This is a genomic window from Psychrobacter sp. CCUG 69069, from assembly GCF_021023115.1.
In the GTDB taxonomy this organism is placed as follows: Bacteria; Pseudomonadota; Gammaproteobacteria; order Pseudomonadales; family Moraxellaceae; genus Psychrobacter; species Psychrobacter namhaensis.
On sequence record NZ_QQAI01000006.1, the window covers coordinates 53,149 to 73,369 of the forward strand.

Here is a 20,221-nt window from a genome sequence, read left to right on the forward strand (position 1 = left end):
ATGAGTCATCAATAACCATTCAGTATAACGAAGTTTGTTGTTTATTTCACAGCTCGCTACTTGCCTGCCGCAAAATTACTAAGATTGATGGCCTTTTCTAAAAAATTACCGCCAAAAACGGATGATAAAAAAAGACGCTAAGAGCACTCTTAACGTCTTTTTAATCAATCATATGAAAACTTTAGAACCATTACGATTTTACCAATTTAACTAATGGCGCATAGCCTGACTGAGGCATTACATCGACTGGAATAAACTGCAAAGCCACGCCATTGATGCAGTAACGCAGGCCCCCACGATCTTTGGGACCATCAGGGAATACATGACCGAGATGCGAATCTGCGACGCGTGAGCGAACCTCCGTACGCACCATATTAAAGGCCTTATCTTCATGCTGGGTAATCACTTGCATGTCAATCGGCTTAGTGAAGCTTGGCCAGCCGCAACCAGACTGGTATTTATCGGTTGATAAAAAGAGTGGCTCTCCGCTCACCACATCGACATAAATTCCAGGCGCAAACAAATTATCATATTCGTGACTGAATGCACGCTCAGTACCTGCATCTTGGGTAATATTATACTGAGCTTTGGTCAGTGTATTCTTCAGCGCCCCTTTATCAAAACCCGCATAACGTTTAGGGTCTAATGTTTCAGCAATTGTGGAGACAGGAACAAGCTTAGCGCGCGCAGTGCCTTCAGGTTTATCATCCGCAAGACTTAAGTCAATGTGACAATAGCCATTTGGGTTTTTTGCCAAATAATCTTGATGATACATCTCAGCCAAGTAAAAATTGTCTAGCGGCTCGTTTTCCACCACGATTTTTTGCTCATATTGACTTTGTACACGCTTCAGGGCCGCCTCTATCACAGCTTTGTCTTCTTGATCGGTGTAATAGACGCCAGAGCGGTACTGCACGCCGCGATCGTTGCCTTGCTTATTTAGGCTGGTTGGATCAATCACGCGGAAGTAATATTTTAAGACCGTATCAAGATCGATTTTATCTGCATCGTAAGTAACCTTGACGGTTTCAGCATGTCCTGAACCGCGAATGACCTGCTCATAGCTTGGATTGGTGGTATCGCCATTGGCATAGCCCGATACGGCATCCACGACGCCATCAACCCGCTCCATATAAGCTTCTACGCCCCAAAAACAACCGCCCGCCAGATAGATTGAGCGCGTGTTGATCGCACGACCTTTATCATTGTAGTAAACGCCATTTTTTTGCTCAATGGACTCAATCTTGCTGTTGTTGTCTAAGCCTTGCGTGTTTGTAGGTTTGGCGCTGCCAGCTTTAAGCTCAGCAAAACCATTATCGGCATTCTCTGCGAGTGCATAGGCTTGCTCTACCGATATATTGCCTTTGACTAAATGTACCAAATTGCCATTTTTATCAAGTATTGCCCAGCTTGGATAAACTTGCACGCCAAGCTTATTAATCAATTCGCCCGAAGCGTCCGACAATACAGGCAACTGTGGGTAATCTGCTTGGACGCCAGCGTACCAATGACGAAACTCGCTATCGTCTTTTTCGTTCAAATGACTTGGGCTTACCACGGTAACAACATTCAAATCAGCAAATTTAGGGTCCGTACGCCATGCCTCTGTTTCCTCCAGCGTCCCCAAACATAGCGGACACCAGCTTGCCCAAAACTTTACCAAAGTTGGCTTGTTGGGGTCTATCACTGCTGCGCCTGTGTCACCCAAGCCTTTCGTCAATTGCGGCAACGCTTGCATCTGCTGGAGCATATCGGACGGCAACATGTCACGGGAGCTCGTCACTCCGCTGTTTTGCTTACCGACTTTAGTACTACTACTCGCGTCATTATCCGCGCTGCTCATTTGACCACAAGCAACCAATATACCCGCACTCAGTACTGTCGTGACACCAAAGGCACGGACATTTTTGAACCAACGCGATGGGCTAGCTGTGAGTACACTGGCACTTTTGTAATCACTCTTACGAATTTTTTTATGTGGCATGGTGTGTCCTTTTTACGAATTCTTGCGCTCATCATAAGCTGCGGTGGTATGGTCGCTTATGGTCTTATTACTCTGTTAGACAAAATAAAGACAGGGATATGTTAAGAAAAGCAGAGGTAGTACCTAGATCTTAGCTGCGGGGAAATAAATGGTTATAACATGATGAGGAGTTAGCTTGTTCATTAAAAGGCCTGCAATATCTTGAAGCTGTTATAAAGAACATCTTATCTATATTAGGCTACCTTAACAGTATACATCTAACATGGAGTCTATTTTAATAGTAATGAATGGGTTGCTACACTTTTTTAACAACGCAGTAAGAGTAGCGAGATAGAGACAACCCTACGCCATGGGCCCATGCTGGGACACCCATATATGAAGCTAGATTGGAGAAAAGATACCATATTGGGCACAAACAATGACCAGTAAGTACGAACCTATTCAAATATTAGAGCCAGTACGCCCATCACAAAATAGCCTGAATTAATTTTTAGCGCTCATAAATTGTGCCACATAATCATCAGCTGGATTGTGACGTAATTCTTGTGGCGTGCCCGTTTGCACCAAACGCCCCCCATTTAAGATACTAATGCGTTGGCCTACTTTGACTGCCTCGTCAATGTCGTGGGTAATAAAGACAATGGTTTTCTGCAGACGCTCTTGCAGTGCCAGCAGTTGGTCTTGTAATTGAGCACGAATGAGAGGATCAAGGGCAGAAAACGCCTCATCCATCAGCAAAATTGGATTGTCTGTTGCCAGCGCACGCGCCAACCCGACACGCTGCTGCATCCCACCTGACAGCTCATCCGGATAGCTGCGCTCCAAGTTTGACAAACCAACCTCATTGAGCCAGTGCCGGGCCAATTCACGACGCTCCTTTACACTCATTTTGCGCACACGCAAACCGTAAGCGACGTTTTGTATGACGGTCATATGTGGCACGAGACCAAAATGCTGAAACACCATACTGACCGTCTGCTGGCGATAATGTTGCAACTCTTTGTCGTTAAACTCTAATACATTGACAGCAGAGGATGGGAGTTTAGTATCTGCTACCTTTGTAGTGTCTATCGGCGCTTGGTTCACACTGGTCGTACTGATGATAGACTGTGTGTCATTGGTAGAGTTTGACCCATTCATAGATGTATCAACCCATATCTTGCCACTGGTGGGATCAATCAAGCGATTAATGTGACGTATCAATGTCGATTTGCCAGAGCCTGACAGTCCCATAATACAATGCAGCTCACCTGCCTTAACCGCGAGGTTAATATCATAAAGACCGACTGAGTAGCCCGTTTGTTCCTTGACCTTGATGCTGTCCATACCTTCTGCCAACAGTGTCAACGCAGACTGTGCTTGCGAGCTACTGGCATTATAGATTTTACTGATATTCTCTAGCTGAATATGATTCATCGTTGTTCTCGCTATTTACCTGACGTTATGGGCATCGTTATCATTATTGTCCATTCAATTGTCGTTCAGACTTTCATGATGAAGCAAATGATTAGACAAATTGCTATCCAATCGTATGTCTACCAGCATCGATGGTTTTTTGCCGTGCGCGTTTGCCTTGCCCAAACGCTTGAGTAATACGGTCAATAATAATCGCTACAATGACAATAGCCGTACCTGCTTGTAGTCCCTGCCCAATATTGAGGGTTTGTATAGACTGCAATACATCTTCACCCAGACCGGGCGCGCCAATCATAGAGGCCAGTACCACCATAGAGAGCGACATCATCACCGCTTGATTGACACCCGCCATGATACTGGGTAGCGCTTGTGGCAATTTGATCCAAATGAGCAACTGCAAATGTGTGCTGCCAAATGAGCGTCCTGCCTCCACCATTTCGTGATTCACTTGCGTGATACCTAACGTTGTCAGACGAATGAGGGGCGGCAAAGCATATATAATGGTGGCAAACAACGCAGGCACTTTACCAATACCAAATAGCATCAGCACTGGTATCAGATACACAAAGCTAGGCATGGTCTGCATCACATCCAATATAGGCGTCACAATCTGACGAAGCAGCTTACTACCTGACATAGCAATACCAATCGGTATACCAATAACCACCGTGACCAATACTGAGACGATGAGCAGCGCTAAGGTATCAACCAATGCACCCCAAAGCCCAAATGCACCAATTAAAAACAGCCCTGCGCCGCATGCCAGCGCAAACCAAATCTTGCGTACGCCAAACCACGCCAATACCGTGACCAGCGCAATAATCAACCAGGGAGGAATGACCGTTAATAGGCGCTCAATCGGTAGCAATAAGTACGTGAGTGCGAACGTACTGATAGTACGAAACACCTCACCATAATTTTGCACGGTGCTTGCTAGGGTTTTATTCAGCGGGGTCTCAAGTGACCATGACGGGAATTTAGAAGTTAGCGCTGTTTGATTAACGCTAGAGGCTACGGTATCAGCAGTGATGTTGGCACCAGTTAAGCCAATACCCAATTTATCAGCAAGGTTGGTCGCCGCTTCATCAGTCAGCCACGCTTGCCAAACGTTTGGATGTTCACGCAAAAATACTAAGGCTTGCTCCTCCCCGCTGCGTTTATTTTCACTCATCTCTAAGATAGCACCATTGAGCTCATCCGAGGTAAATTGTACTTTTTTGAAGGCCTCTACCAACTCAGGGTTGTTATCGATAAATGGCGTAGATACCGCGATACCTAAAGGCGATACAGGAAACCCAGAGACACAGCTGGCGGTGCCATCGGCTCGTAACAAGTCTTGCCAACAGGCGTCATCATGATCGGGAAACTTGAGTGGGGCAAAATCATACTTTGCCATCAATCCTGTGGGTTGCCAATAATAAAACAATAGGGGTTTGTGTTGCTCAAAAGCGGAAGCAATCTCGGCATCAAGCGCAGCACCAGTCCCAGGATGAACGTTGTTAAATACTCTGTCCAGACCTGTGTTTTTTAACAACCGAGTATTAAAAATCTCGCACGTCCAACCAGAGGGACAGTTCATGAAGCGTGACTTGCTAGGGTCTTCTGGATCTTTAAAAAGATCCGCGTATTTAGGTAGATCTTGATAACTGCGTAGCCCAGGGTTCTCTTCTAGGACGTATTTAGGGACATACCAACCTTGAGTCGCTCCGCCCTTGAGCGTATCCCCAATGACTGCTACTTTGTCGTCTTCAATGGCCTGCTCCATGATTGGCGAGCGCCCAACCCACTGCTCACCAATAACCTGAATGTCATTTTGTGACAAGGCTGTCTCAAGCGCGGGCCCTGCTCCTGGCACCTCCTCTATCGTACAGCCATAACCGTCCTCTGCGATATGCTTGAGCACACCAGAGATGAATTGACCGCTCTCCCACGTTAGCGCCCCAAACTTGATGGGTGACGCGCAAGCGGCGGATGCCGATATGGGCAGTAAAAACGCACTCATACACAGTAAACTTAACGCAATCCATTGGCGCATGCTCTGTCCTATTTATTATCTGTATCAACATTAAAAACGTTGTTCAAAAAACAGACTGTTAGTCATACGCCTCCTACTCTGTATGAGTTCACATACCTACAGAGTAAACCTTGTATATTACTCAAACAGTATTCTACGGTTGTTTAGCCTTTTTATAAAGTGTAGCGATTTATAAGGGTGATCACAAACACTTATTTATCAATTATCTAGATGGCTTTTACACTACCCTACGCACAGACAGTCACCGTGAGCGCTTATCATCCGTTAATATCGATTTCTTGAGTAAAAAAAATAGCACCCACTTGCGTAGGTGCTATCTAGGTACTATCACTGATCAGTCCACTAATTTGAGCCAACCACTTTAAGACGGTTATTTTAAATCATGCATTTTAAAAGTTTTACTTTAAAACGATTATTTCAAAAACAGGGCCATGGCTTTTTTAAACAGCCCGCCATAAGGCGGCAGCAACAGATTCATGCCATTTAGCTTGGCTTGTACAAAGACAGGTTTCATGTGGCTTAGACGCTCAAATCCAGCTTTACCGTGGTAAGCACCTGTACCAGAATCTCCGACGCCACCAAACGGCAAATCATGCTGCGCAACATGCATAATCACCTCATTAATACACAGGCCACCAGAGACCGTATTGTGACGTATTTTTTCTAACCCACTGTGGTTATCGCCAAAAACGTATAGCGCCAATGGCCGTGGACGTGAGTTGACGAAGTGAATCGCGTCATCAAGCACCTCATAATGCACGAGTGGTAAAATGGGGGCAAAAATCTCCTCTTGCATCACCTCACTATCAGGCGCAGGCTCACTCACTATGACTGGTGGCATCAGGCGCGTTTCAATATGAGACTCAGCAGTGGTCAACGCATGTATTTGATCCGCTGACAGCGCGTTAAGATAGCCTTTTACGCGCTTGAATTGCTCAGCGTTGATAATGCGTGAATAATCTGGGTTATTTTCGATATTAGGATAGTGCTTTGCCATCCACTCTTTTGCCAGCTGAATAAATTGCTCATGATAGTGCCGCTGAATCAATACATAGTCCGGTGCGATACAGGTCTGACCCGCGTTTAATGTTTTGCCCATCATCACCCGATTGACCACAGACTCTAAGTTGGCATCATCTAGTACAATTACTGGTGACTTACCACCAAGCTCAAGTGTCACAGGCGTTAAATTAGGAGCAGCGGCGGCCATAACTTTTTTGCCCACGGCAGTGGAGCCTGTGTAAAGCAGATGGTCAAAGGGCAGCTCGCTAAAGGCTGCAGCAATCTCAACCTCGCCCAGCACCACACAGATCATATCTGGTGAGAAATAACGAGCAATCGTATCGGCAAACGTCTGAGCAAATTGCGGTGCTGCCTCACTCATTTTGATCATGATCCGATTACCCGCCGTAAGCGCATCGATCATCGGTCCGATTGCCAAAAACAGCGGGTAATTCCAAGGCACCATGATACCGACCACACCGAGCGGCTGTGGCTGAACTTCATTATGAGCTGGCATATACAATGGTGAAATAGAAACACGCTGTGCTTTCATCCACTTTTTGCCGTGTTTTTTGGCATGGCTGATTCCAGTGAAGCTAGGAAACAGCTCGGCAAATTGGGTCTCTGATTCGCTACGGTAACCGAAGTCCTCGCTAATCGCTTTCGCAAAACTGGCTTGGTTATCGCTAAGCATGATCTCTAGGTTGTCCAGCTGTGTCTCACGAGTGCCCCAGTCATTTATTGGCTGCGTACGGCTCAATGTTTGTAGGTGGGAAAACTGCGCTTTCATCTCATCGATTGTTGTTACTGTACTAAGCGCGTCAGGCAGACGTTGCGACGCAAGATCAGTGGCGCTTGAGGCTTGCTCATTGATGGCTTGGGTATTATCTGTCATTTTTCTTCCTTGTTGTATGCGTTGGTGTGAACAGGCGACGCTGGATTAAAGACGTTGAATGTTTAGTCCAACACTCACTTTAATAGCCTGTCCTGACCATAAAATTCATCAGATTCCGTTCATTATACTTTAATGTAGCGCATCGCCTGTTCAATGAACAGCACATTAAGTTGACTGCCGCGTTTGTATGAGTGAAGGGTCTATTCAAGGTGATGAGATGCAGCCCAGTTTGTGCTATTTCTAACTTTTTTCGTTATTCTTATTGAGAGATTTTTACAATGACAAGAGATAGTTTTGTGTAACTGTCTTTAAAACTGCTACACTGCTTACCAGTAATAAAGACCTTTAAACCTGACAAGAATAAGACACAACTCTCATGCAAAATGCCACGCAACCGCTTAATGACACGCTAATCAGCAAATCTCTGTCAGCCGCCGATTATGTTCCTACTCTCGATGCGATGCTGTCGCGCACCCTAGCGCGTATTGATTTAAAAAAACAACAAGGTCTGCGCACCCCTGATGAGCTATGGATCGTCGATCATAATGATGTCTATACGCTTGGACAAGCCGGCAAAGAAGAGCACATATTACAACGTACCAATACGCCTATTATCAAGACCGATCGCGGTGGTCAGGTGACATGGCACGGTCACGGACAGCTGGTGGTTTACTGGTTGTTTGATTTAGACAGTCTTAAGTGGAGTGTCCGCAATTTGGTCTCCCATGCTGAGCAAGCCATTGAAGATGTCATCAATGACTGCTTGCATAGCTCGTCTTTACCCAACACGGCTAATATCAGCGCGCATGCACGCCGTGATGCACCAGGTGTTTACTTATATGCTGATGCTTCAGCAGTAAACAATAAGGCTAACACGGGCGCTAACAACCTATCCTTTGATAGCACGATTATGCTGGGCAAAATGGCTTCTCTAGGTTTTAAGATCAAGCATGGTTTTAGCTATCATGGCATCGCGATTAATTTAAATTGCGACTTGGCAGCGTTTAATGCCATCAACCCTTGCGGTTATGCTGGTATGCAAATGTTACGGCTATCAGATTTTGTGACCATGCAAAAAGAGCCCGCGGCACAAACAATGCAGCCAATAAGCGAGTCATTAAGCTATGAGACAATCACCCAAAAGCTCATCGATAATATCGCCAAACGTCATGCTGGACTGATTGAGTTGCGAGCGATAACGCCAAAATAATGTCTTGAGTCTTTTTTTGCATAATATCTTGCACGCTTAGACTTAAGCATTATGAGAAAATTCAACCCAAACTTGTTATAATCGCATTCAGCATAAATCGGACGCAGCAACAGCCTTGCAGCATCCCAAGCTTAACCCCTTATTCAAACACCTAAAACAAAAGAAAATTGGAGTATTTTATGGCAGATTTTAACAAAATTTTAGATGCAGGCGACGTAGACGGCGGCGTTATCAACGTGGTAGTCGAAATCCCAACTGGCAGCAGCCATAAAATCGAATGGAATCGCGAACTGGCCGTATTTGAGCTTGATCGTATTGATCCACAGATTTTTGCTAAACCTTGTAACTACGGTTTTATCCCGCAAACGCTTGACGAAGATGGTGATGAGCTTGACGCGTTGATTTTAACTGAACAGCCTCTACCCACTGGTATCTTCCTAAAAGCCAAGGTCATTGGTGTGATGAAATTCGTCGATGATGGCGAAGTCGATGACAAAATCGTTGTGGTACCTGCTGACGACCGCGATACAGGCAACGCTTACAACAGCCTAGATGATTTACCAAAGCAGCTTATCAACCAGTTAGAGTTCCACTTCAGCCACTACAAAGACCTGAAAAAAGCGGGCACAACTGTGGTTGAGTCTTGGGGTGACGTGAGCGAGGCCAAAGAAGTGATCAAAGAATCTATCCAACGTTGGAAAGATTTATAATCCACCGAAGGTTGGTACTTGAGCTCATAAAGGTAAGTACATCTCAAATACCGCAGTCATCATCGTGATTGCGGTATTTTTTTGCTTGAATACGACGGGTTTAAAATGGTTATAATGAGCCCTATTACCCATTTTTGCAAATACGCCGTATTAAGGACAGACATGTTTAATCCCGACCCTAGCACAAAGGCGGTCAACACCAAGTTGCCAAAAGAGGTCATCATGATGATCGAAAAAAACAACTTAGTGATGGCCATCAAAACATTGGCCACAGACCAAAACATCAGTATGGATGAAGCCAAGAATAGGATCGATGCTTATGAGACGGTATTAAAGGTAAAACAACAACAAAAACTCAATACTATCGCCAGTAAACAAGGTATTCCTAATCAAGCTATCAGTTTTGATAGAGAGCAAGAATCTGACGCCTCCGGCCCACTCATAAAAAACCGTGTCAAGACGACTGAGGGGAGCCAAGGTTTCAAAGGCTTACAGGATGGTGTTGATAGCCAGCTCAATCACTTGGGCTATAAAAAACCCTTTCTACCTTATTGGTTAAAACGACTGCTCGTTATTGCCGTGGTGATGGCAGGGCTGTTCTGGATATTGTGGCAGGTATTTGGCTAAGGGATTCAACGAGAGGTTTGGATAGCGCTTAAAAAGCATCTCTAGTTTATAAAGTAGTGAGAGAGGTAATAACAAAGAAATACCGACATATCTGTTTTTTATTACCCTCTCAGCAAAAATATTGGCTCACTGTATGCTAGTGGTGCTCACCTGGTAGAATTCTGGCAAAGGCGCGCTGCGCAAAGTTTGGTTTACTATCCGTCGTTTGGGCTGCTGTCGAACTTGGAAAAATACGATAGCCAATGGACTGTATACCCACGTTAAACGCTGGCACCAATGAGTAAGTTGCCGATGCAAATTTACCCATATTACTGGCGATACTGTTTGGCTTATGGACGATGGCTTTTGCGACCATCATTGCCGCTTCATCTGGCATCAAGGCTGGCATGTAACGATACAGCTTGGTTGGTGCAATCATCGGCGTACGTACCAATGGCATAAAGATATTGGTCACTTTAATATTATCCCCTTTGACCTCAGCCGCCAAACAACGACTAAAAGCGTCTAGCGCGGATTTTGATGCGACATAGGCCGCAAAACGTGGACTGTTTGCCAATACGCCAATTGAGGAGATATTGACGATTTGACCGGTTTGGCGTCCAATCATCGTTGGGAGAAAACCAAGAATAATTTTGACCGCACCAAAGTAGTTAACCTCCATGGTGCGCTCAAAATCATGAAACCGATTGACCGACTCATGCACTGAGCGGCGAATTGAGCGCCCAGCGTTATTGACCAATACATCGATGTGCCCAAAATCCTCAAGAATTTTTTGACTGGTTTCTTCAATATCATCCATATCAGTGAGATCACATGGATAGTAACTGGCCCGACCACCAAGCGCTTCAATATTTTCTTTGACGGTTTTTAATTTGTCTTCGGTACGTGCCAATAAAATAACATGAGCACCGCATTCACTGAGCAAAAAGGCGGTACGCTCACCGATACCACTTGAGGCACCCGTGATGATAATATGTTTATCTTTAACGGTTTCCGTTATTGTCTTTTTCGAGGGATTCGCCATAAAAAGTCCTTTTTTTTGTTCTATGCCTATGAAGGTTCGGTTATAGCATAGCAAAAAAGCATGCGATGAAGGGGATAAAACAGTCGTCTCAGCCAGTTAATTTGACGATTTTAGACGCTCATGTTTAGACGCTCATAGATTTACAATAGCGTTTCTAGTGGAATATCGCTTTTTGCTTATTATTGATGTATTGATGTATTGATGTATTGATGTATTGATGTATTGATGTATTGATGTATTGATGTATTGATGTATTGATGTATTGATGTATTGATGAGGAGAATACGTTTTGATACCAACACTGGCCCACTATATTGACTTAATTGCTAAAATAGTCGAAGTCATTGGCGTGCTTATTATGTTTGTTGGACTGTTTTTTGCTTTTTATCGGGGCATACGTTCATCATCAGGTTTCAGTCATGACACCTACGTCGAAATAAGACAAACGGTTGGCAAGTCTATCTTACTAGGGTTAGAGGTATTGATTGCTGCTGATATCATGGCCACTGTCGTGACAGAACCAACACTACGCAGCATCCTTGTCTTGGGTTTTATCGTCCTCATTCGCACTTTTTTAAGCTTGTCTCTACAAGTCGAGCTAGAAGGCCGCTTCCCGTGGCAAAGCAAGCAATCTGCCACTAAAAAATCATCTCCCAATTCAGTCGAAAAAAATTAGCGTGTTCTGAATGAGGGAACACTGAGTAATTTTTATTCATGCGCGTGTAAGAAGTCCTCAACCACCCGAAACTGTCCAGCGGTGCTCTCTTCACCATACATCGCTTGACGAAAAGCATTAGAGTTCGGAATGCCTGTCGTGTACCAAGCGATGTGCTTACGAGCGATCCGGCAGCCAGAGTACTCTCCATAAAAATCATACAGCTCTTGTAGATGCGCCAGCACAATGTCTTTTATCTCACCCACACTAGGAGCAGCGTGGCTCTCACCAGTCCGTAAGAAGTGCTCGATATCACGAAATATCCATGGCTGTCCTTGCGCCGCACGTCCAATCATCACCGCATCACATCCTGTCAACTCGTAGACGCGCTGCGCTTTTTGCGCACTATCAATATCACCATTGGCGATCACTGGAATACTGATGCTTTCTTTGACCTCACGTATCAACTCGTAGCGCGCCTCGCCAGTATACATATCCTCACGTGTGCGCCCATGAATGGCAATCGCAGCAATGCCTGCTTGTTCAGCGCGGCGCGCCACACGCAAAATATTTTCTCGGCCATTTTCGAACCCCAACCGTGTCTTTAACGTCACGGGCACATCCACGGCATTGACAGCGGCATCTAGCAAGCGTGCGACCAAATCTTCATCTTGTAGTAACGCAGATCCTGCCAGCTTACGACAGACTTTTTTGGCAGGACAGCCCATATTGATATCGATAATCTGCGCGCCATTATCAACCTGATAACGGGCAGCTTCAGCCAGCTTGTCTGGCTCTGCTCCTGCGATCTGCGCAGAAATAGGCGCGATCTCGTTATCAAAATTGGCACGATAGAGAGACTTTTTGCGGGCATATAGTGCCGTATCGGCAATAATCATTTCGCTGACCGCGTGGCCTGCACCAAACGACTTACACAATCGGCGAAAGGGATTGTCTGTCACACCTGCCATAGGCGCAACCATAAGACGATTTTCTATCGCCAGACCGCCGATATTTAACGGCTGCAATAATGGATGGTCAGATACTGACAAAGAGGAAGATAAGACTGAAGAATCGGTAGGCATAGAAAACGGCTTGCAGTTAATGAAAGTAAGTCAATGAAAACAAGCCGTTATTCTAAGGGTTCGTACACATATTGCAAGCTATTCGCGCGAATAACTTGCATCGACAAGCACTAATTTTTAATCATGGAATGCATCATTTATCAAACACACTACCCTGCTCCAACGTGATGTCTTCATCATGTTCTTGCATACGCCACGGTAAACTATCAGGTGAGACGTTTAAGAAGTGTAGATATTTTTCGAACTGATCAATAATGTCATTAATGACCGACTCTGGCTGATAACCGTATAAATCATAAGTTTGTCCACCACGGCGCAGATAAACCTCTGCACGATGGTGATGCTCTTGGGGCAAATCACTTGCCTTATCTTCGGTATAATAATCAGGCGCATCGTGCTCAGACAAGCGCACTTCGTACCAGAAATCCACATCATCGCCGCGTTGTAGCTCTAATATCGCACGGTTATTAAGCTCATCATAGTTCACCGAAGGCTGCCAACCAGTCTCAGCGAATTTCTCTGACACCTCTATCATTGAGGGCATGACTACCTGTTTAATATAGCTTAAGACCTTGTCACGTGTAGGTTGATCGGTTATATAGTCAATCCGATCACGCCACGCTGATGATTTGAGCAGGTGCGGCGGCAGTTTGTTGTTATTGCCCAAGCTTTGGTTGCGATGGCCTTCGATACGTAACGCACGCCACATACCAAACATCGCAATCAACATAATAATGGCAAACGGTAAAGCACTAACGATAGCCGCTGTTTGCAAGGCTTCTAAGCCACCAGCCAGCAATAACGCTGAAGCTACTGCCCCTTCAGTGACCACCCAAAATGTTCGCTGCCACCAAGGCGTGTCACTACGACCACCGGCTGCTAACGCATCAATGACCAATGACCCTGAATCCGATGACGTCACAAAAAAAGTGATGATCAATAAAACCGTTAATGAAGATACGATCTGGGTAAAAGGCAAATTCTCTAGTAACTTAAACAATGCGATTGCTTGGTTGTTTTGAACTTCACCAATGAGTGAGTTATAGCCATCGACCATAATCATGTTCAGTGCAGTGTCACCAAACACCGCAAACCAAAAGAAAGTAAAGAAGGTTGGCACCAACATCACACCAAGTACAAACTCACGGATGGTACGCCCACGACTGATCTTAGCGATAAACAAACCGACAAATGGGGCCCAAGCAATGGTCCACGCAAAGATAAACAACGTCCAGTTACCAATCCAGTCATTGTGCTCATAGGCTTGTAAACTAAAGGTACGCTCAACGATATTACCTAAATAACTGCCCGTATTTTCCATAAAGGCATTGAGGATGAAGACTGTGGGGCCAACGATAAACACAAATAACATCAGTGCTGTCGCTAACACCATGTTTAAAATAGATAACCGTTTTACGCCTTTGTCCATACCCGCTAATACTGATATCAATGCTGCAGCGGTAATCACCGCAATGGCAATCACTTGAATCCCCGTACTGACTGGGATCATATCTGGCAGTAGATAGTTTAAACCTGCATTAATTTGCGATACTGAGAGACCTAGGCTGGTTGCGATACCAAACATTGTCCCTACAATGGCAAACACATCAACGGCATGACCGATAGGGCCATGGATTTTATCACCGATAAGCGGATAGAGCGTCGAGCGCATGGAGAGAGGAAGACCATGGCGAAAAGAGAAATAGGCCAACGACAACCCTACCACCGCATAAATCGCCCAAATATGAAAACCCCAATGAAAATAAGCAATTTGCATCGCCTCTTTTGCTGCCGCAATAGTCTCTGGTGCCGAGATGGGTGGACTCGCAAAATGCATGACCGGCTCTGCCACGCCAAAGAACAATAAAGCAATCCCGTAACCGGCCGAAAATAGCATGGCAAACCACTCAAGAAACTTATACTCCGCCTCAGCATGATCAGGACCCAGCTTAATTCCACCATAAGGTGAAAATGCTAATACAATAATAAACAATAAAAAGAGCGCCACTGCCAACATGTAAAACCACCCAAATGTTTCAGTGGTAAAATTGAGCACGTCGCTAAATAATGCGCCTGCAGCATCTGGATTGATGGCCGTACCAATCACCAACAGCAGCATAATAATGGCCGCTGGGACAAACACTGGCAGCAAAATAGTAGAGCGAGGTAATTTAGTCATAAAAAATGATTCCCTCAAAAAGTGATAATAAAAATAACTGTGCCTTTTTAAACAAAATTATTGTTTATTAAATTTGTTTAAAAAGGCAAAAATGTGGGCAAGTTTAGGTAAGTAGTCATAATATTTATCACAAACTTTCCCAAAACCCTAGATAAGCCTTGTATTTGTAACACTACTTTAACTAACATTACATGACTGTTACCAAAAAATAAAAAAGACAGCCCATAGGCTGCCCTTTCTCACATTAAAAATTAAGCGTTAAGAAGAAATCAAAAACGACGCCTATAGCCCCCGTTAAAGGGACTAAGCAGTAATAGCAGCAGCAAGTTGCTTTGCCATGTCTGCAAGTTTAGCGCTTTCTACTTGGGTCACCGCATGGCGACCTAGCTCATGGATACTTGAGGGTATCAGGTGCACATGATAGTGAAAAACAGTTTGCCCAGCTTGCGCGCCATTTAACTGCATTTGAATGACACCTTCACGCTCAAACACTTGACGCTGCGCCTGCATGACCTTTTTAGAAGTCATCAAAACAGCCGCTGCATAGTCAGGCTCAAGGTCTGCTAAATCAACGGCTTTTTGTTTAGGTATTACCAGCACATGACCTTCTGCTTGCGGCATGATATCCATAAAAGCAAGGGTTTTATCGTCTTCATAGACTTTATGATAAGGAATATCACCATTTAGCATTTTGGCAAAAATATTGTTGTCATCATAAGTGGTTTGTTGCTCGTTTTGGCTCATTTTTGTTCCTTTGAATGGTTATGAAATGAATAATACATGTATATTGAAACTATCCTCTATAATATACTGGACGAAATGGGGTTTAAGTACAAGCCGGGCAAGCATTGGTACGATAAATTAACAAGTCTAGGCTCACCGCTATCGCTCACTAATTTATTGGCGAGTCAGGCGCTTTAAATGTTATATTAATAGTCTATTTTAATAACGCTATGTCTATGGATTTGCCTACTTTTTCGACCCGCGCGTCAGATAACAACGACACTTACTCAACGCTTAATGATACGGCACCAACGTCAGTGTCCAATACCTCTCCGCCTAGTAATGGTATTGGCTCAGAACACCCTAACGCTACCAGCGAAGAGCATACTCAAACCATTGACCCAAACGCTATCATTTTAGCTGAAGCGTTGACAGACAAAACCATCAGTTGGCAGATACACAACTGTAAAATCATCAAAAAAACCGTAACGCAGGATTTGCCTCTACCTTTTTTATATCATTATGACAGCTTGAGTGATGCCGTGAAACAAACCCATCCGCTGACCCCTGCATTGCTGGCTTCCTTTAACACTCCCATGACACCAAACGATGCGGCACAGCTGATCGGTATTGAGGAAGGGCTGATAAGTAGCCCATGGCATGTAAAAGTGATTGGTTCGTTAGTGGTGTTTAGTGAAGCATTGCAGTTAGCGGTACGGCTACATTGGACGAACACAGGCAAAGAGACACAGCAGGTTTATGTTAAGGAGGCCGCTGATGCGATCGCCGCTGCTTTTAAAGACTGGCAGTTTTTTGGCCGTGTCGATGTCCTCTATAAAAACGACAAACAAACACTAATCAGTATTGACGAACAAGATAGCAGCGCTCAAACACCATCACCTGAGTCGTTATTGACGATAGACGCTAATGGCGAGTATCAATTGCTGTTGGCCACCCATGCGTTGGCCGTCATAACAAAGCTAGAAGCGGACAAAGTCGACTTGCCATGGTTTGATAAGGCGATATTAGAGCGCCTTGATTAGCATCTTACCTACATGTCTTTTACTGTGTTAAAAGCCGTGACGATCCACCAATTATTTTTAGTTACTCATATCTAATGGTATGGTAAAGACCTAGTATTATTCACTAGTCCTCGCCCTATATAAAAAGCACACTATCAGTACCACAGCTGAGGACGAACATTTTCACCACCCTCGCCTATTTGTAAGGAATATCACATGGATTATCGCTCAAAAACCTCTACCGGCGGTCGTAATATGGCAGGTGCCCGCGCTCTATGGCGTGCAACGGGCATGACTGATGGCGACTTTGGCAAACCAATTATTGCTATTGCCAACTCATTTACCCAGTTTGTACCGGGTCACGTGCATCTCAAAGATCTTGGACAGATGGTTGCACGTGAGATTGAAAAGGTTGGCGGTGTGGCAAAAGAGTTTAATACTATTGCAGTCGATGACGGTATTGCCATGGGCCACAGCGGCATGTTGTATTCACTACCAAGCCGCGACTTAATTGCGGATTCAGTGGAGTATATGGTCAATGCTCACTGCGCCGATGCCCTAGTGTGTATCTCCAACTGTGACAAGATCACCCCAGGTATGCTAATGGCGGCAATGCGCCTAAATATTCCAGTGGTGTTTGTCTCGGGCGGTCCGATGGAAGCAGGTAAAGTGATTGCCAGTACCGTGGGCCACAGTCATAACAACGATGGCGGCAGCGACGTCCACACCACTGACAGTAAAGGCAATGCCATTCGTAAGCTTGATCTTGTGGATGCGATGATGGATGCCGCTGATGACAGCATCAGTGATGAAGATGTGTTGGCTATTGAAAGCTCAGCCTGCCCAACCTGTGGCTCATGCTCTGGTATGTTTACCGCCAACTCAATGAACTGTTTGACCGAAGCACTGGGTTTATCATTGCCAGGCAATGGCTCACTATTGGCGACTCATGCCATGCGCCGTGAGCTGTTTTTAGAAGCAGGACGGACCATCGTTTCATTGGCCAAACGTCGCTATGAGCAAAATGACGACTCTGTGCTACCACGTTCTATTGCTACCAAAGCGGCTTTTGAAAACGCCATGAGCTTAGACATCGCCATGGGCGGCTCAACCAATACTATCTTGCATTTGCTGGCGGCGGCCAATGAAGCAGAAGTTGATTTTAAAATGGCTGATATCGACCGTTTGAGTCGCGGTGTGCCTTGCCTGTCTAAAGTTGCTCCCGCCTCGCAGAAGTACCATATGGAAGACGTGCATCGTGCAGGCGGTGTGATGGCTTTACTCGCTGAGCTTGATCGGGCAGATCTACTCACTACCGACTTGCCAACCATTCATAGTGCCACGATGAAAGAAGCCATCGACAAATGGGATATCATGAATCCGGACAATACCGAAGCACGAGCGTTGTATATTGCAGCGCCTGGTGGTGTTCGTACGACTCAAGCATTCTCGCAGTCAAAAGAGTGGTCTAATCTCGATGTCAATCGTGAGTCAGGTTGTATCCGTAGTGCTAAACATGCCTATTCAGAAGATGGCGGTTTGGCAGTGCTTTACGGGAATATCGCCGAGCGCGGCTGCGTGGTCAAAACCGCAGGCGTCGATGAAAGTATCTTAACCTTCACTGGTCGTGCGCGCATCTTTGAATCACAAGATGACGCAGTCGCTGCTGTGTTAGACGACAAGATCGTGGCCGGTGATGTGGTCATCATTCGCTTTGAAGGGCCGAAAGGTGGTCCTGGCATGCAAGAGATGCTTTATCCCACGACTTACCTTAAATCAAAAGGTTTGGGGAAAGAGTGCGCCCTACTCACAGATGGGCGCTTCTCTGGCGGTACGTCAGGGTTATCCATTGGTCACGCCAGCCCTGAAGCGGCTGAAGGCGGTGCGATTGGCTTGGTTGAAGAAGGAGATACCATTCACATCGACATCCCAAATCGTACCATCAATATGCTAGTAAGCGATGCCGATCTGGCCGCTCGTCGAGAAGCAATGGACGCGCGCGGTCGTGATGCATGGAAGCCTGTCAGTCGTGAGCGTCATGTCACGCCTGCCCTACGTGCCTACGCTGCTATGACCACCAGTGCCGATACTGGCGCGGTACGTGACGTCAGTCAAGTTGAACGTTAAGCCTTAGCTTCCAAGTAATTTCTTAAAATACTTCTATAACATCCTATTAAGCCTGCACTATGCAGGCTTTTTTTCACCAAAAAACAACACAGCTGTCGTTTTGATAACGATTTTTTGCGGTAATAAAATTTTTCTGGCGTCATGATAGGGTTTGTTGATAGCTGCTCTTTTTATCCTTCATACAGATAGTTATTGAATCCATTCATATTCCGTCTCACAGAATAGCCTTTTACCAAAATAGCAGCGTGCATAAAAACTATGATTGAAAACTACAATTTATTCTTATTGATCTGCGGTATCGCTTTTTTGCTCGGGGCGCTATTTCCTATCCTCTTTAAGCGCACCCCTGTCTCCTTGCCCATGCTCCAAGTCACGTTGGGGGCGATAGTGGGCTACTTTTGGATAACACTCGATTTTTTAAATCCCATTGAAAACGGTGTGGTGATTGAAAAACTGACTGAAATTGTGGTGTTGGTCTCATTAGTGGGTGCAGGTATCAAGATTGATACCGAACTATCTTGGCAGTTATGGCGGCCTACCGCTCGCCTTTTGCTGATTACCATGCCGATTGGTATTTTTGCGATGGCAATATTGGGTTATTACGCGTTTGGCCTAAGTCTAGGCGCCGCCATCTTGTTAGGTGCTGTCCTAGCACCCACTGATCCCGTATTGGCATCCAGCATTCAAGTCGGGCCTCCCAATACAGGCGGCGAGGACACACCGCGCTTTATTTTAACCTCAGAAGCAGGATTGAACGATGGGTTGGCTTTTCCATTTGTTTACTTGGCGATAAAGACAGCAGAAGCCTTTAGTGAAGGCGATCACTTTACTAGCGAGTTGCTTTGGTCGTGGTTTACCCATGATGTAGTATGGAAAATTGGTGCAGGCTTACTGGTGGGGATTTTTGTCGGAAAAATCATGGCCAAGCTGGTATTTTCAAAATACAGCAAAGAGACAACCATCTCCCAAGGTTATGTAGTCATTGCCCTGACATTGGTGGCTTACGGCCTAGCGGAATTTGTCCATAGTTATGGCTTTATCGCGGTATTTGTAGCAGCGTTTGTCTTTCGCCGCTCAGAACGTCAACATTCTTACCATCAAAAACTGCATGATTTCGCTGAACAATCAGAAGGCTTATTGATGTCATTGGTTCTGGTCACGTTCGGCATGTTCCTTGGACAAGGCTTACAATCTGGGGTTGAGCTAACCTGGCGAGTCTATATCGTCAGCTTTACGTTTTTGTTATTGATACGCCCTCTTGGCGGTTTTATTGCGCTAACAGGGTTGAGACTCCCGCATACCGAAAAATATGCGATCTCAGCCTTAGGTATTCGCGGGATTGGTACCCTATACTATTTGTCTTACGCACTCAATCAAGGTTTTTTTGGTGAGGAAGACGCGCTCAAATTATGGGTGGTCTGCTCCATTGTCATTTTGGCCTCAATTTTTATTCATGGTCTTAGCGCCCCAAGGCTGCTTAAAATGACGCCAAACAAAAATGATTAACCCAATAATAGGCTTGCTGTA

General features: G+C 45.2%; 15 protein-coding genes. 7 read left to right on the forward strand and 8 right to left on the reverse strand.

Going from position 1 to position 20,221, the window contains the following annotated elements; translation table 11 throughout:
• Positions 1–190: 190 nt before the first annotated feature.
• The 4 genes from msrAB to DVY93_RS05885 form a co-directional block, all read right to left on the reverse strand.
• A complete protein-coding gene (gene msrAB / locus DVY93_RS05870) occupies positions 191–1,984 on the reverse strand; it encodes a bifunctional peptide-methionine (S)-S-oxide reductase MsrA/peptide-methionine (R)-S-oxide reductase MsrB (protein WP_230709715.1) in 1,794 nt (597 codons plus the stop codon).
• Positions 1,985–2,467: 483 nt separating this feature from the next.
• Positions 2,468–3,400, reverse strand: coding sequence for an ATP-binding cassette domain-containing protein (locus DVY93_RS05875; protein ID WP_193004850.1), 933 nt, complete (start codon positions 3,398–3,400; stop codon positions 2,468–2,470).
• 103 nt (positions 3,401–3,503) lie between these two features.
• A complete protein-coding gene (locus DVY93_RS05880) occupies positions 3,504–5,435 on the reverse strand; it encodes a glycine betaine ABC transporter substrate-binding protein (RefSeq protein ID WP_230709718.1) in 1,932 nt (643 codons plus the stop codon).
• Positions 5,436–5,847: 412 nt separating this feature from the next.
• A complete protein-coding gene (locus tag DVY93_RS05885; RefSeq protein WP_230709804.1) occupies positions 5,848–7,227 on the reverse strand; it encodes a coniferyl aldehyde dehydrogenase in 1,380 nt (459 codons plus the stop codon).
• Between the two features lie 481 nt (positions 7,228–7,708).
• Between DVY93_RS05885 and lipB the strand changes: the two genes are divergently transcribed.
• From lipB to DVY93_RS05900, 3 genes are all read left to right on the forward strand, one after another.
• On the forward strand, positions 7,709–8,542 hold the full coding sequence (gene lipB, locus DVY93_RS05890) for a lipoyl(octanoyl) transferase LipB (protein ID WP_230709720.1): 834 nt from the start codon (positions 7,709–7,711) through the stop codon (positions 8,540–8,542).
• Positions 8,543–8,721: 179 nt separating this feature from the next.
• Positions 8,722–9,252: an inorganic diphosphatase gene (locus DVY93_RS05895; protein ID WP_193006087.1), complete on the forward strand. Its 531-nt coding sequence runs from the start codon at positions 8,722–8,724 to the stop codon at positions 9,250–9,252.
• Positions 9,253–9,414: 162 nt separating this feature from the next.
• A complete protein-coding gene (locus DVY93_RS05900; RefSeq protein WP_193006086.1) occupies positions 9,415–9,879 on the forward strand; it encodes a hypothetical protein in 465 nt (154 codons plus the stop codon).
• A 136-nt stretch (positions 9,880–10,015) separates the two neighbouring features.
• On the opposite strand, the gene DVY93_RS05905 is transcribed toward DVY93_RS05900, so the two are convergent.
• Complete coding sequence (locus DVY93_RS05905; protein ID WP_230709722.1) at positions 10,016–10,903, reverse strand: SDR family NAD(P)-dependent oxidoreductase; 888 nt, start codon at positions 10,901–10,903, stop codon at positions 10,016–10,018.
• Between the two features lie 289 nt (positions 10,904–11,192).
• Between DVY93_RS05905 and DVY93_RS05910 the strand changes: the two genes are divergently transcribed.
• Entirely contained in the window at positions 11,193–11,579 is a 387-nt protein-coding gene (locus tag DVY93_RS05910) for a DUF1622 domain-containing protein (RefSeq protein ID WP_230709724.1), read from the forward strand.
• A 32-nt stretch (positions 11,580–11,611) separates the two neighbouring features.
• Here DVY93_RS05910 and dusB read toward each other — a convergent pair whose 3' ends face one another.
• The 3 genes from dusB to DVY93_RS05925 form a co-directional block, all read right to left on the reverse strand.
• A complete protein-coding gene (dusB, locus tag DVY93_RS05915) occupies positions 11,612–12,643 on the reverse strand; it encodes a tRNA dihydrouridine synthase DusB (protein WP_230709726.1) in 1,032 nt (343 codons plus the stop codon).
• 133 nt (positions 12,644–12,776) lie between these two features.
• Positions 12,777–14,822, reverse strand: a complete 2,046-nt coding sequence (locus DVY93_RS05920; protein WP_230709728.1) for a BCCT family transporter — start codon at positions 14,820–14,822, stop codon at positions 12,777–12,779.
• 303 nt (positions 14,823–15,125) lie between these two features.
• Positions 15,126–15,566, reverse strand: coding sequence for an HIT family protein (locus tag DVY93_RS05925; protein ID WP_193006134.1), 441 nt, complete (start codon positions 15,564–15,566; stop codon positions 15,126–15,128).
• A 215-nt stretch (positions 15,567–15,781) separates the two neighbouring features.
• Here DVY93_RS05925 and DVY93_RS05930 point away from each other — a divergent pair, with 215 nt between their 5' ends.
• The 3 genes from DVY93_RS05930 to DVY93_RS05940 all read left to right on the forward strand — a co-directional run bounded on the left by DVY93_RS05930 (position 15,782) and on the right by DVY93_RS05940 (position 20,200).
• Positions 15,782–16,588 (forward strand): hypothetical protein, encoded by an 807-nt coding sequence (locus tag DVY93_RS05930; RefSeq protein ID WP_193006135.1) that lies wholly within the window; start codon positions 15,782–15,784, stop codon positions 16,586–16,588.
• A 195-nt stretch (positions 16,589–16,783) separates the two neighbouring features.
• Positions 16,784–18,694 carry a dihydroxy-acid dehydratase gene (ilvD, locus tag DVY93_RS05935; protein WP_193006136.1) on the forward strand — a complete coding sequence of 637 codons (1,911 nt, stop codon included), beginning with the start codon at positions 16,784–16,786 and terminating at the stop codon, positions 18,692–18,694.
• A 258-nt stretch (positions 18,695–18,952) separates the two neighbouring features.
• Complete coding sequence (locus DVY93_RS05940; protein WP_193006137.1) at positions 18,953–20,200, forward strand: cation:proton antiporter; 1,248 nt, start codon at positions 18,953–18,955, stop codon at positions 20,198–20,200.
• Positions 20,201–20,221: the final 21 nt, after the last annotated feature.

What these genes read in the sequence shown, in the direction of transcription:
- msrAB (WP_230709715.1), bottom strand. Translation starts at nt 1,984, where the DNA reads ATGCCACATAAAAAAATTCGTAAGAGTGATTACAAAAGTGCCAGTGTA.
- DVY93_RS05875 (WP_193004850.1), bottom strand. Translation starts at nt 3,400, where the DNA reads ATGAATCATATTCAGCTAGAGAATATCAGTAAAATCTATAATGCCAGT.
- DVY93_RS05880 (WP_230709718.1), bottom strand. Translation starts at nt 5,435, where the DNA reads ATGCGCCAATGGATTGCGTTAAGTTTACTGTGTATGAGTGCGTTTTTA.
- DVY93_RS05885 (WP_230709804.1), bottom strand. Translation starts at nt 7,227, where the DNA reads ATGAAAGCGCAGTTTTCCCACCTACAAACATTGAGCCGTACGCAGCCA.
- lipB (WP_230709720.1), top strand. Translation starts at nt 7,709, where the DNA reads ATGCAAAATGCCACGCAACCGCTTAATGACACGCTAATCAGCAAATCT.
- DVY93_RS05895 (WP_193006087.1), top strand. Translation starts at nt 8,722, where the DNA reads ATGGCAGATTTTAACAAAATTTTAGATGCAGGCGACGTAGACGGCGGC.
- DVY93_RS05900 (WP_193006086.1), top strand. Translation starts at nt 9,415, where the DNA reads ATGTTTAATCCCGACCCTAGCACAAAGGCGGTCAACACCAAGTTGCCA.
- DVY93_RS05905 (WP_230709722.1), bottom strand. Translation starts at nt 10,903, where the DNA reads ATGGCGAATCCCTCGAAAAAGACAATAACGGAAACCGTTAAAGATAAA.
- dusB (WP_230709726.1), bottom strand. Translation starts at nt 12,643, where the DNA reads ATGCCTACCGATTCTTCAGTCTTATCTTCCTCTTTGTCAGTATCTGAC.
- DVY93_RS05920 (WP_230709728.1), bottom strand. Translation starts at nt 14,822, where the DNA reads ATGACTAAATTACCTCGCTCTACTATTTTGCTGCCAGTGTTTGTCCCA.
- DVY93_RS05925 (WP_193006134.1), bottom strand. Translation starts at nt 15,566, where the DNA reads ATGAGCCAAAACGAGCAACAAACCACTTATGATGACAACAATATTTTT.
- DVY93_RS05930 (WP_193006135.1), top strand. Translation starts at nt 15,782, where the DNA reads ATGGATTTGCCTACTTTTTCGACCCGCGCGTCAGATAACAACGACACT.
- ilvD (WP_193006136.1), top strand. Translation starts at nt 16,784, where the DNA reads ATGGATTATCGCTCAAAAACCTCTACCGGCGGTCGTAATATGGCAGGT.
- DVY93_RS05940 (WP_193006137.1), top strand. Translation starts at nt 18,953, where the DNA reads ATGATTGAAAACTACAATTTATTCTTATTGATCTGCGGTATCGCTTTT.